Source organism: Stenotrophomonas sp. PvP093 (assembly GCF_017876915.1).
GTDB lineage: Bacteria > Pseudomonadota > Gammaproteobacteria > Xanthomonadales > Xanthomonadaceae > Stenotrophomonas > Stenotrophomonas muris.
The window spans coordinates 896,470-909,117 of the sequence record NZ_JAGIOX010000004.1; the positions used below are offsets into that span (position 1 = coordinate 896,470).

The 12,648-nt window shown below is 66.1% G+C and carries 9 protein-coding genes; 8 read left to right on the top strand and 1 reads right to left on the bottom strand.

All coding sequences use genetic code 11. From position 1 onward, the window contains the following. Window positions 1–7: 7 nt before the first annotated feature. The gene (gene fdnG / locus J3A72_RS06785; protein ID WP_140222837.1) at window positions 8–3,076 is read right to left on the bottom strand and encodes a formate dehydrogenase-N subunit alpha; all 3,069 of its coding nucleotides are present in this window, start codon (window positions 3,074–3,076) and stop codon (window positions 8–10) included. Window positions 3,077–3,366: 290 nt separating this feature from the next. Here fdnG and gmk point away from each other — a divergent pair, with 290 nt between their 5' ends. The 8 genes from gmk (at window position 3,367) to J3A72_RS06825 (ending at window position 12,531) form a co-directional block, all read left to right on the top strand. Next, window positions 3,367–4,032, top strand: coding sequence for a guanylate kinase (gene gmk, locus J3A72_RS06790; protein ID WP_014648271.1), 666 nt, complete (start codon window positions 3,367–3,369; stop codon window positions 4,030–4,032). A gap of 110 nt (window positions 4,033–4,142) precedes the next feature. Then, window positions 4,143–4,442, top strand: a complete 300-nt coding sequence (gene rpoZ / locus J3A72_RS06795; RefSeq protein WP_005410877.1) for a DNA-directed RNA polymerase subunit omega — start codon at window positions 4,143–4,145, stop codon at window positions 4,440–4,442. A gap of 106 nt (window positions 4,443–4,548) precedes the next feature. After that, window positions 4,549–6,711 carry a bifunctional (p)ppGpp synthetase/guanosine-3',5'-bis(diphosphate) 3'-pyrophosphohydrolase gene (locus J3A72_RS06800; protein WP_005418955.1) on the top strand — a complete coding sequence of 721 codons (2,163 nt, stop codon included), beginning with the start codon at window positions 4,549–4,551 and terminating at the stop codon, window positions 6,709–6,711. A 149-nt stretch (window positions 6,712–6,860) separates the two neighbouring features. Beyond that, window positions 6,861–7,247, top strand: coding sequence for a RidA family protein (locus tag J3A72_RS06805; protein ID WP_005418954.1), 387 nt, complete (start codon window positions 6,861–6,863; stop codon window positions 7,245–7,247). Between the two features lie 7 nt (window positions 7,248–7,254). Continuing rightward, window positions 7,255–9,366, top strand: a complete 2,112-nt coding sequence (gene recG / locus J3A72_RS06810; RefSeq protein WP_046432316.1) for an ATP-dependent DNA helicase RecG — start codon at window positions 7,255–7,257, stop codon at window positions 9,364–9,366. Between the two features lie 321 nt (window positions 9,367–9,687). Further along, complete coding sequence (locus J3A72_RS06815) at window positions 9,688–10,626, top strand: nucleoside hydrolase (protein ID WP_032956077.1); 939 nt, start codon at window positions 9,688–9,690, stop codon at window positions 10,624–10,626. 88 nt (window positions 10,627–10,714) lie between these two features. After that, window positions 10,715–10,957, top strand: coding sequence for a type B 50S ribosomal protein L31 (locus tag J3A72_RS06820; RefSeq protein WP_010484049.1), 243 nt, complete (start codon window positions 10,715–10,717; stop codon window positions 10,955–10,957). 296 nt (window positions 10,958–11,253) lie between these two features. Next, window positions 11,254–12,531: a citrate synthase gene (locus J3A72_RS06825; protein WP_014648268.1), complete on the top strand. Its 1,278-nt coding sequence runs from the start codon at window positions 11,254–11,256 to the stop codon at window positions 12,529–12,531. Window positions 12,532–12,648 lie beyond the last annotated feature (117 nt).

Genomic DNA, 12,648 nt, shown 5'->3' on the forward strand with positions numbered 1-12,648 from the left:
GTGTCTCCTACACCTTCTCGACCTTGACCAGGATGCACTTCGATTCGGGCGTCTGCGAGTTGCCGTCACCGATGGCGTTGGTCAGCGTATTGGCGATGTATCCAGGCTTGGCCGCACCGAGGAAGCCCCAGTGGATCGGCACGCCCACCTGGTGCACGGTCCGGCCATCGATCTGCAGGGCCTTGATGCGCTTGGTCACCATCGCCACCGCTTCGATGTGTCCACGCTTGGAACTGACCCGCACGCGGCTGCCGTTGGTGATGCCCAGCTCGTCGGCCAAGGCCGCGCCGATCTCGACGAACTGCTCGGGCTGGATGATGGCGTTCAACTTGCCGTGCTTGGTCCAGAAGTGGAAGTGCTCGGTCAGGCGGTAGGTGGTGGCCACATGCGGGAACTCGTCCGGCGAACCGATCTGTGCGCGATCGCTGGCGAATACGCGGGCGGCCGGGTTGTTCAGCGTCAGTGCCTGGCCGGGGCTGAGCGGATTGCTGCGCAGTGGCGTGTCGAATGGCTCGTAGTGCTCCGGGAACGGCCCTTCGGCCATGCCGGCCTTGGCGAAGAAGCGGGCGATGCCTTCCGGGTTCATGATGAACGGGCCCATCCCGCCGGCGGGATCTTCGTCGGCCTTGAAGTCCGGTACGTCCACGCTGCCCCAGTTCTTGCCGTTCCAGGCCAGCAGCGTGCGGCGCGGGTCGAACGGCTGGCCGGCCACGTCGCACGACGCGCGGTTGTACATCACGCGGCGATTGGCCGGCCACGCCCAGGCCCAGCCCAGCGTGTTGCCGATGCCGGTGGGGTCGCTGTTGTCACGCCGCGCCATCATGTTGCCGGTCGGGCCCCAGGCACCGATGTAGATCCAGCAGCCGGAGGAGGTGCTGCCATCGTCGCGCAGGTCGCCGAATGCGGCCAGCTGCTCGCCGGCCTTGCGCACCAGCTTGGTCGGATCCTTCGGATCGAACACGTCGGCCAGCGCCTTGCCGTTGTATTCCATCGCCAGCTCTTCCGGCGTCGGCAGCTCCGGGTTGGAATACTTCCAGGCCAGGTCGCGCACCGGCTCCCACCACGCACCGCCGTCCTTCTCGTACATCGCCTTGATGCGATGGAACAGCTCGGACATGATCTCGATGTCGCTGCGCGCTTCACCCGGCGGATTGGCGCCCTTCCAGTGCCACTGCAGCCAGCGCGAGGAGTTCACCACCGCGCCGTTCTCCTCGGCGAAGGACGTGGTGGGCAGGCGGAATACTTCGGTCTGGATCGTGCTCGGGTCGACGTCGTTCAACGCGCCGTGGTTCTGCCAGAAGGCGATGGTCTCGGTTTCCAGCGGGTCCATGCTGACCATGAACTTCAGCTTGGAGAACGCGCTGATCAGCTTGCCCTTGTTAGGCGCCGAGGCCAGCGGGTTGAAACCCTGGCAGATGTAGCCGTGGATCTTGCCCTCGTTCATCAGCTCGTACGCCTGCAGCATGTCGTACGGCTTGTCGAGCTTTGGCAGGTAATCGAAGCACCAGTTGTTGTCGGCGGTGGCGGCATCGCCCCACCACGATTTCATCAGGCTGACGTGGAACTTCGGATAGTTCTGCCAGAACGACATCTGGTTGGCGCGCAGCGGCTTCTGCGTGCGCTTGGCGATGTAGGCGTCGTAGTCCTGCTCGTCCTGCCTCGGCAGCGTCAGGTAGCCGGGCAGCAGGTCGGACATCAGGCCGATGTCGGTCAGGCCCTGGATGTTGGAATGCCCGCGCAGCGCGTTCATGCCGCCACCGGCCACGCCGATGTTGCCCAGCAGCAGCTGCACCATGGTGCCGGCACGCACGTTCTGTGCGCCGATCGAGTGCTGCGTCCATCCCAGCGCGTACAGGATGGTCATCGCCTTGTCCTTGCCGGCGGTGGACGCGATCATGTCCCAGATCTGGCGGATGCTGTCGGCCGGCGTGCCGCAGATGCGCTCGACCATCTCCACGGTGTAGCGCGCGTAGTGTTGTTTCAGCAGGTTGTAGACGCAGCGCGGGTCCTTCAGCGTCGGGTCGCTGCGTACGTAGCCGTCGTCACCGTAGGCGTAGTCCCAGCTGGAACGGTCGTAGCTGCGCTTCTCTTCGTTGTAACCCGAATACAGGCCGTCCTTGAAGGCGAATTCGTCCTTCACCAGGAACGGCATGTCGGTGTAGTTCAGCACGTACTCGTGCTGGATGCGGTCCTCGGTCAGCAGGTAGTTGATCAGGCCGCCCAGGAACACGATATCGGTACCGGTGCGGATCGGCGCGTACACGTCGGCCACCGCGGCCGAGCGGTTGAAGCGCGGATCGACCACGATCAGCCGGGCCTTGTTGTGTGCCTTGGCCTCGGTCACCCATTTGAATCCGCACGGGTGTGCCTCGGCGGCATTGCCACCCATGATCAGGATCAGGTCGGCATTCTTGATGTCGACCCAGTGGTTCGTCATCGCACCACGGCCTAGCGTCGGGGCAAGACCTGCCACCGTCGGGCCGTGTCAGACACGTGCCTGGTTGTCGAATGCCAGCATGCCAAGGGAGCGGACGACCTTGTGGGTCAGCACCGCGGTTTCATTGCTGGTGGCCGAGGCCGCCAGCATGCCGGTGGTCAGCCAGCGGTTGACTGTCTGCCCGGCTTCGTTCTTCTGCACGAAGTTGGCATCGCGGTCTTCCTTCATCAGCCGCGCGATGCGGTCCAGCGCATCGTCCCAGCTCAGCCGCTTCCACTCGTTGGAGCCCGGCGCCCGGTACTCGGGGTAGAGCAGGCGCGACTTGCTGTGGATGATGTCGGCCAGGCCGGCGCCCTTCGGGCACAGCGTGCCGCGGTTGACCGGATGGTCCGGGTCACCCTCGATATGGAAGATGCTCGGCTCGGCGTTCTTGGCGCCGTCGCCGAGGCTGTACATCAGGATGCCGCAGGCCACCGAACAGTAGGTACAGGTGTTGCGGGTCTCGGTCGCGCGGGTCAGCTTGTACTGCCTGACCTCCGCGAGCGCGATGCCGGGCGCGAAGCCCATCAATGCCAGGCTGGAGCCGACCAGGGTTGTCCCGGTCACTTTCAGGAACTGGCGGCGGCTCATCGATGGCATGCCGTTCTCCTGGGATGGCGAGGAGGCACGGGCCTCCGGGCTGTCGTTGGGTACGGCCCGGTTATAGCACAGGCCCCCGCACGCCCATGTGGCACAAGGCCCGGCGCCGGCGGGGCGGGCGCGCAACGGGGCCGCTCTGGTAAAGTTGCGTGCCCGCCCCCCGGGGAAGCGTCTGCCGGGCCTGGTTCCAGGATGTTCCGCGCAGCCCCCGCCGTCCTGGCGCGATCCTCCGCGCCGGATCTGGAACACCGAGGAAAAATTTTGCGAAATCAACCAGTTGGGTTCCGCGCATGAGCGCCCCGTCGAAGCCGTCGGACGCCGTTGCGCGCGGCACGCTGTACATCGTTGCCGCCCCGTCCGGCGCCGGCAAGAGCAGCATCGTCAATGCCACCCTGGCGCGTGACCCGCAGATCGCGCTGTCGATCTCCTTCACCTCGCGCGCGATGCGCCCGGGGGAAGTGAACGGCCAGCACTACCATTTCGTCTCTGCGGAAAGGTTCGAGGAAATGATCGCCGCCGGCGACTTCTTCGAGCATGCGTGGGTGCACGGCGACTGGAAGGGCACGGCCCGGCAGTCGGTGGAGCCGCAGCTGGCCGCCGGCCAGGACGTGCTGCTGGAAATCGACTGGCAGGGCGCGCAGCAGGTGCGCCAGCTGGTGCCGGGCACGGTCACCGTGTTCATCCTGCCGCCGTCCAGGCAGGCCCTGCAGGATCGCATGCGCAAGCGCGGCCAGGACAGCGAGGCGGTCATCGCCCAGCGCCTGGGCGCGGCGCGCGATGAAATGCTGCACTTCAACGAGTTCGACTACGTCATCGTCAACGAGGTGTTCGACACCGCCGTGGACGAGTTGTGCGCCATCTTCACCGCCAGCCGCCTGCGCCGGGAGGCCCAGAAGGTCCGCCACGCCGGCCTGATCCAGGCCCTGCTGACTCCCGATCCGGGCGCAACTGACTGATTCCAAAAGAATCGGGTAGGGGTTGGCTTGATTTTGTCCAGCCCCTGCCAGTACACTCCGTCCCCTTTCCCTCATTCGACTGAGCGGCCGACCGGTCGCCGGGAGCCCGTATGGCCCGCATCACCGTAGAAGATTGCCTGGAAGTCGTTAACAACCGTTTCGAACTGGTCATGATGGCATCCAAGCGTGCCCGCCAGCTCGCCAACGGCGTGCAGGCCACGCTGGACAACAGCGAGACCGAGGACAAGCCGACCGTGCTGGCGCTGCGCGAAATCGCCGCCCGCAAGATCGACAACGCGCTGATCGACGAAGTCGAGAAGGCCGAGCGTGAGCGCGCCGAGCGCGAAGCGCTGGAGTGGGCTGCCGCCGAAGTGGTCGCTGACGAAGACATGTCCAAGAACGACGATTGATCGCATCGATCAACGTAATCGTTGGATACACCGAACAGCCCGCCCCGTGCGGGCTGTTTCGCATTCAGGATTTGCCGTAAACGTCGCGCTGGAATAGGCTGCGGGCATGAACCCAGGCCCCACTGCCAAGGTCGCCGCAGCCCCCACTGCCGCCGTACCCGACTACGTCCTCCAGCTTGAACGCGCCGCCCATTACCTGCCGCCGGAACAGCTGCCGCTGTTGCGCCGTGCCTGGGAAGTCGGAGCCTCCGCGCACGCTGGGCAGACGCGCAAGTCGGGTGAGCCCTATATCACCCACCCGGTGGCGGTGGCCCAGGTGCTGGCCGAGCTCGGCCTGGACGTGGAAGCGCTGATCGCCGCGATCCTGCACGACACCATCGAAGACACGCCGCTGACCCGCGAGGCGCTGGCCGCCGAGTTCGGCGAAGCCGTGGCCGAACTGGTCGACGGCGTTACCAAGCTGGACAAGCTGAAGTTCCGCGACCGCCAGGAGGCGGCCGCCGAGAGCTTCCGCAAGATGCTGCTGGCGATGTCGCGCGACCTGCGCGTGATCATGATCAAGCTGGCCGACCGCCTGCACAACATGCGTACGCTGGGTGCGCAGAGCCGCGAAGCGCGCGGCCGCATCGCCCGCGAGACGCTGGAGATCTACGCGCCCATCGCCCAGCGCCTGGGCATGAGCCTGGTCAAGAGCGAGCTGCAGAACCTCGGTTTCAAGGCGCTGTACCCGTGGCGCCACGCCATCATCGAGAAGCACATCCGCAGCCAGCCGGTGGTGCGTCGCGAGGCGATGGCGCAGGTGGAAGTGCAGCTGTCGCAGCGCCTGGCCAAGGAGGGGATCGAGCATCGGCTGATCAGCCGCATCAAGACCCCGTGGAGCATCTACAACAAGATGCGCGACGAGAACAAATCCTTCGACCAGGTGATGGATGTGTTCGGCTTCCGCCTGGTCGTGCGCAGCGTGCCCAGCTGCTACCACGCGCTGGGTTCGGTGCATGCCACCTTCAAGCCGCTGGATGGCCGTTTCCGCGACTTCATCGCCATTCCCAAGGCCAACGGTTACCAGTCGCTGCACACGGTGCTGTTCGGGCCGTATGGCTCGCCGATCGAAGTGCAGATCCGTACCGAGGAAATGGACCTGATCGCCGAACGCGGCGTGGCCGCGCACTGGACCTACAAGTTCGGCGGCGATTCGCCCAACAGCGCACAGAGCCGTGCCCACGCGTGGATCGTCGAGCTGATCGACTCGCAGCGTGCCGCCGGTTCCTCGCTGGAGTTCCTGGACAACGTCAAGGTCGACCTGTTCCCGGACGAGGTCTACCTGTTCACCCCGAAGGGCAAGATCCTGGCCCTGCCGCGCAATTCCACCGCGCTCGATTTCGCCTACGCCGTGCATACCGACGTCGGCAACATGGCGGTGGCCTCGCGCGTGGACAAGAAACTGGTGCCGTTGCGCACCAAGCTGGTGTCGGGGCAGTCGGTGGAGATCATCACCGCACGCTCGGCCACGCCGAAACCGCAGTGGCTGGAATTCGTGGTTACCAGCAAGGCGCGCACCGCCATCCGCCACCAGCTCAAGCAGCTGGAGCACGAGGATGCCGTGCAGCTGGGCCACCGCATGCTCGACCGTGCGCTGGAAGCGATGGATTCGTCGCTGGAGCGGCTGCCGAAGGGGCGCCTGGATGCGTTCCTGGCCGAACACCGCTTCCCGCGCCTGGAAGCCCTGCTGGCCGAGGTCGCACTGGGCAACTGGATGCCGACCCAGGCCGCGCAGGCGCTGATGGCCTACGCCGAACTGCGTGGCGGCCCGCATTCGCGCCACCACTCGCAGGAAAAGATCCTGATCAACGGCAGCGAGCGTGGCGTGGTCACCTTCGCCGGCTGCTGCCAGCCGATTCCCGGCGACGAGATCATGGGCTACCACACCGCCGGCAAGGGCATCGTGGTGCACCGCATGGACTGCCCGAACCTGGCCGAGCTGCGCAAGTCGCCCGAGCGCTGGGTGCCGATCGGCTGGGACACCACCGTCTCCGGCGACTACGACACCTCGCTGGTGGTGGAAGTGGAGAACGGCACCGGCGTGCTGGCACAGCTGGCCGCTGCCATCGCGCAGAGCCACTCCAACATCGAGCGCGTGGACTACCTGGATCGCGATTTCAACGCCGCCGTGCTGGCGTTCAACATCCAGGTGCGCGACCGCAACCACCTGGCCGAAGTGATGCGCCGCCTGCGCCGCCTGTCGGTCGTGCAGTCGGTACGCCGCCAGTAGGTCCACGCCATGCGTGGATGACGTTCCGCGCACACGACATACGGGGTCGGATCCGTTTCCCGCCGGGAAACGGATCCGACCCCCAGCCGATGCCGCGCCCACCCGGTACAATCACCGCTCTGTTTTCCCCCAAAGCACCGGAGCGACCCATGTCCCGCCAGATCATCAACACCGAAAAGGCCCCCGCCGCCATCGGCCCGTACTCGCAGGCCGTGCGCGCCGGCAACACCGTGTACTTCTCCGGCCAGATCCCGCTTGACCCGGCCACCGGCGACATCGTCGGCGCTGGCGACGTCGAAGCGCAGGCCCGTCGCGCCTTCGACAACCTCAAGGCCGTGGCCGAAGCCGCCGGCGGCTCGCTGGACAAGGTCGTGCGTCTGGGCCTGTACCTGACCGACCTGGGCGAGTTCGCCAAGGTCAACGCGGTCATGCAGGACTACTTCCAGGCCCCGTACCCGGCCCGTTCCACCATCGAAGTGTCCGGCCTGCCGAAGGGCGCCAGCTTCGAGGTCGATGCGGTGATGGTCATCGACTGACCACCACGTGGCACGCAAGGCGGCGGTCACCCCGGTCCTGTCACCGTCCGGCGAAGCATCCTTGGCGATGCTCGCCGGCGTCGGTCCGGCCGTGGCCGCCAAACTGCAGGCGCGTGGCCTGGCCACCCTGCAGGATCTCTGGCTTCACCTGCCCCTGCGCTATGAAGACCGGACCCGGCTGACCCGCATCGAAGACCTGCGCAACGGCGTGCCGGCGCAGGTGGAAGGGCGGGTGGTCGCGGTCGAGCGCGGCATGCGCTACCGACCGATGCTGAAGGTCGCGGTGGAGGACGAAGGGCAGGGCACCCTGGTGCTGCGCTTCTTCCATTTCCGCCAGCAGCAGGTCGGCCAGTTCGCGGTCGGCAACCGGCTGCGCTGCTTCGGCACGCCCAAGCCCGGCCACCTCGGCCTGGAAATCGTCCATCCCAGCTACCAGGTGCTGGGCCGCAACGATGATCCCGAACTCGGCGACCGCCTCGACCCGGTGTATCCCACCGTCGAAGGCGTGGGCCCGATGACGATGCGCAAGCTGATCGGCCAGGCCCTGGATCGCCTGCCCGAGGAAAGCACGCTGGAACTGCTGCCCAGCGGTTGGCTCGATGGCCTGGGCCTGCCGTCGCTGCGCAGCGCGCTGCTGACCGTGCACCGGCCACCGCCGGATGCCGACCTCGCCGCGCTGGCCGCCGGCACCCACCCGGCGCAGCGCCGCCTGGCGATGGAAGAACTGCTGGCCCACCACCTCAGCCTGCGTCGCCAGCGCATTGCCTTGCAGGCACACCATGCGCCGCCGCTGGCTGGTCCTGGCAAGCTGGCCAAGGCGCTGCTGAAGCAGCTGCCGTTCGCGCTCACCGGCGCGCAGGCGCGCGTGTTCAAGCAGATCCGTGAAGACCTCGCGCGCCCCAGCCCGATGCTGCGGCTGGTGCAGGGCGACGTCGGTTCCGGCAAGACCGTGGTGGCCGCACTGGCGGCGATGCTGGCGGTGGAGCAGGGCAAGCAGGTCGCATTGGCAGCGCCCACCGAACTGCTGGCCGAACAGCATCTCAACAACCTGCGCGGCTGGCTGGAGCCGCTCGGTGTGCGTATCGCCTGGCTGGCCGGCAAGGTCACCGGCAAGGCGCGCGCCAAGGTGATGGAGCAGGTCGCCAGCGGCGAAGCGCAGGTGGTGGTCGGTACCCACGCGCTGATGCAGGAGGCGGTGGTGTTCCAGGATCTGGCCTTGGCCATCGTCGACGAACAGCACCGCTTCGGCGTGCACCAGCGCTTGGCGCTGCGCGACAAGGGCGCGGGCGGCAACAGCGTGCCGCACCAGCTGGTGATGACCGCCACGCCGATTCCGCGCACGCTGGCGATGTCCGAGTACGCGGACCTGGATGTGTCGGCCATCGATGAACTGCCACCGGGACGCACGCCGGTGCAGACCGTCGCCCTCAACAATGACCGTCGCCCGGAACTGATCGAGCGCATCGCGCTGGCCTGCGAGGAAGGGCGGCAGGTGTACTGGGTGTGCACGCTCATCGAGGAAAGCGAAGAACTGGATGCCACCCCGGCGCAGGCCACCTACGAATCGCTGCAGGCACTGCTGCCCGGCGTTCGCGTGGGGCTGGTGCACGGACGCCTGAAAGCCGCCGAAAAGCTGGCGACGATGGTGGCGTTCAAGACCGGCGAGATCGACCTGCTGGTCGCGACCACGGTCATCGAAGTGGGCGTGGACGTACCCAATGCTTCGTTGATGGTGATCGAGAACGCCGAACGCCTCGGCCTGGCCCAGCTGCACCAGCTGCGCGGCCGCGTGGGGCGTGGTTCGGCGGTATCGCGCTGCGTGCTGCTGTACCAGGCTCCGCTTTCGCAGATGGCGCGCGAGCGCCTGCAGACCATGCGCGAAACCAACGATGGTTTCGTCATCGCCGAGAAGGATCTGGAACTGCGCGGCCCCGGCGAACTGCTGGGCACCCGCCAGACCGGCCTGGCCGGTTTCCGCATTGCAGACCTGGCCCGCGATGCCGGCCTGCTGCCCGGCGTGCATGACCTGGCCGAGCGGCTGCTGGCCCAGCAGCCCGCGTTGGCCGATCGCGTGGTGCAGCGCTGGATCGGCACCGCCGTGCGCTACGCCTCGGCGTAAGTGGCGGGGTCAGGCCCCTTTGCACAGCAAAGGGCTCTGACCCCATCCCCGGGACGCTCATCCACGCACGGCGTGGATCCACTGTAGAGCCGAGCCCACGCTCGGTTGCCGTTCGCGCTGCGCGCGTGAGTCGAGCATGGCTCGACTCTACAGAGAGCTCTTCCCTGCCATCCGCGGGAAACCCGTTTTCGGCGTTGCTGTTGAAGTTGTCGGCCAGCGGCCGGCACTACCGCGGGTGCAGGTCGCAGCCCTGCCGCCCCCCATACTTGCAACGGTCATCATCCCGGTCCACACTTCGTTGCCGATCTGAAGACGGCAACGATGACCCACAAGATCCCCCTGTTGATCGACACCGACCCCGGTGTGGACGACGCCCTGGCCCTGCTGATGGCCTTTGCCGATGAACGGCATGACGTGGTCGCCCTGACCATCGCCGCCGGCAATGTCGGCCTGCAGTACACCGTCCGCAACGCCCTCAAGCTCTGCGACATCGTCGGCCGCACCGACGTGCCGGTGTTTGCCGGCAGCCCGGATCCGCTGCTGCATCCTTCCGTAGACGCTGCCCACGTGCATGGCCGTGATGGCTATGGCGACGTGGACCTGCCGCCGCCGAGCCGCCAGGCCGAAGCCGAGCATGCTGCGCTGGCCATCCTGCGCCTGTCGCACGCGCATGCCGGCGAACTGATGCTGGTGATGCTTGGCCCGCTGACCAACCTCGCGCTGGCACTGAAGCTGGACCCGACCCTGCCCCAGCGCATCAAGCGCATCGTGGTGATGGGCGGCGCGGTCACCTGCCACGGCAACATCACCCCGGCAGCCGAATTCAACATCGCCTTCGACCCGGAAGCGGCGCATGTGGTGTTCACCTCGTTCAAGCACCTGCTGGTGTCGGACTGGGAGGCCACCGTCGCCCATGGCCTGCCGCTGGAAGAAGCCGAGAAATGGCTGCAGGCCGATTCCGATCGCGCCCGCTTCTACGAGCTGATTTCGCGCAAGACCCGGGGCCTGTCCGAAGACAGCAAGGGCGGCCGCTGGTACACCGCCGACGCGGTTGCCATGGCCTGGGCACTGAACCCGGAAGGGCAGCTGCGGGTCGAGTCGCGTCCGCTGAACGTGGAGCTGAATGGCACGTTCAGCCGCGGCGCCACCATCGTCGACTGGAACCGCCAGACCGGCCAGCCGGACAACTGCGATCTGCTGATGGCCTACGACCAGCAGCGTTTCGAGACCCTGGTACGCCAGGCCCTGGGCGCGGACTGAAGCCGATTGACCGGCACCGGTTGCCCCGGGCGGCAACCGGTGCTTATAATGCCGCTCTTGACCACCAGCCCATTTACGGTGTGAGCCCATGAAGGCCGATATCCATCCGAACTACCGCGACGTCGTCTTCCATGACGTCACCTCCGATTTCAAGATCCTGACCCGCTCGACCATGGCGACGAAGGAAACCATCAAGTGGGAAGACGGCAACGACTACCCGCTGGTGAAGGTTGAAATTTCCTCGGCTTCGCACCCGTTCTACACGGGCAAGCACAAGGTCATCGACACCTCGGGCCGTATCGACAAGTTCCAGAAGCGCTACGCGCGCTGATCTGTCGATCCAGCTTCGAACCGACGGCCGCGCTCTGCGCGGCCGTTTGTTTTTCCCCAATGCCTACCCAACGGGCGTTTGGATGGACAGAACACTGCGTTCGTGTGACAACGCTTTTGCCGATCCGGGCCGCTTGCTGGCCGGGTTCTGGCCGCCTGCCGTCTACGACTTCTGTCTAGCGCCTGGCAAATGCTGCTGTGCGATAATGGCATGATCCCCGGCACAGGCCGAGGACGTCATTCACGTGCCTGACCAATGCGCTTGGGCAGGCGCCTTCCCATGAAGGAGCGCACACAGTGTCCGATCTTGATCAGGTCACGCTCAACGCCGGCGATAAGTCCGTCGTTCTGCCCGTCATCAAACCCACCCTCGGCAACGACTGCGTCGACATCGCGAAGCTGACCAAGGAAACGGGGTTTTTCACCTACGATTCCGGCTTCACCGCGACGGCCAGCTGCAAGTCCGCCATCACTTACATCGACGGCGACAAGGGCGTGCTGCTGTATCGCGGCTACCCGATCGAGCAGCTGTCGGAAAAGTCGAGCTACGTCGAAGTGGCCTACCTGCTGATCAACGGCGAGCGCCCGAGCGCCGAGCAGCTGAAGGCCTTCACCGATGAGCTGACTGCCGAAGCCAATGTCGACGACTCGATCAACACCCTGATCGGCAGCTTCGCCAAGGACGCCCACCCGATGGCCATCCTGGCTGCTGCGATCGCGCAGCTGTCGGCCATCTACCACGATGCGCTGGACCTGTCCGACGCCGAACAGCGCCGCCAGGCCGCCGTGCGCCTGATCGCCAAGGTGCCGACCCTGTCGGCGCTGATCTACCGCCATGGCAAGGGCCTGCCGGCCAACAAGCCGGACACGTCGCTGGACTACGTCAGCCGCTTCCTGAAGCAGACCTTCGAGTCGGCTGACGGCCAGTACGATCTGAACCCGGATGTGGTCAAGGCGCTGGACCTGCTGTTCATCCTGCACGCCGACCACGAGCAGAACGCCTCGACCTCGACCGTGCGCCTGGTCGGTTCGACCGGTGCCAACCCGTACGCGTCGGTCGCCGCTGGCGTCACCGCGCTGTGGGGTCCGGCCCACGGCGGTGCCAACGAAGCCGTGCTGAAGATGCTGGAAGAGATCGGCAGCGCCGACAACGTCGAGTCCGCCGTGGTCAAGGCCAAGGACAAGACCTCCGGCTTCCGCCTGATGGGCTTCGGCCACCGCGTCTACAAGAATTTCGATCCGCGCGCCAAGGTCATCGGCGAGATGACCAGCAAGGTGCTCAAGCAGCTGGGCGTGCAGGATCCGCTGCTGGACGTGGCCGTGAAGCTGGAACAGGCCGCGCTGCAGGACGAGTACTTCGTCGCGCGCAAGCTGTACCCGAACGTCGATTTCTACAGCGGCATCATCTACAAGGCGCTGCAGATCCCGACCGAAATGTTCACCGTCATGTTCGCCCTGGGCCGTACCTCCGGCTGGGTCTCGCATTGGCTGGAACAGCAGGTCGATCCGGAAATGAAGATCGGCCGTCCGCGCCAGGTCTACACCGGCAGCGACGTGCGCGACTACCAGGGCTGATCGCCCCGCGTAGGTTGTGCCGAGAACGCCCCGCATGCGCGGGGCGTTTTTTTTTCTGCCGCCCTGGTGGGTGCCAACCAAGGTTGGCACGCTTTCGACACTCGCGAAAAACCATCC

What these genes read in the sequence shown, in the direction of transcription:
- gmk (WP_014648271.1), top strand. Translation starts at nt 3,367, where the DNA reads ATGAGCGCCCCGTCGAAGCCGTCGGACGCCGTTGCGCGCGGCACGCTG.
- rpoZ (WP_005410877.1), top strand. Translation starts at nt 4,143, where the DNA reads ATGGCCCGCATCACCGTAGAAGATTGCCTGGAAGTCGTTAACAACCGT.
- J3A72_RS06800 (WP_005418955.1), top strand. Translation starts at nt 4,549, where the DNA reads ATGAACCCAGGCCCCACTGCCAAGGTCGCCGCAGCCCCCACTGCCGCC.
- J3A72_RS06805 (WP_005418954.1), top strand. Translation starts at nt 6,861, where the DNA reads ATGTCCCGCCAGATCATCAACACCGAAAAGGCCCCCGCCGCCATCGGC.
- J3A72_RS06815 (WP_032956077.1), top strand. Translation starts at nt 9,688, where the DNA reads ATGACCCACAAGATCCCCCTGTTGATCGACACCGACCCCGGTGTGGAC.
- J3A72_RS06820 (WP_010484049.1), top strand. Translation starts at nt 10,715, where the DNA reads ATGAAGGCCGATATCCATCCGAACTACCGCGACGTCGTCTTCCATGAC.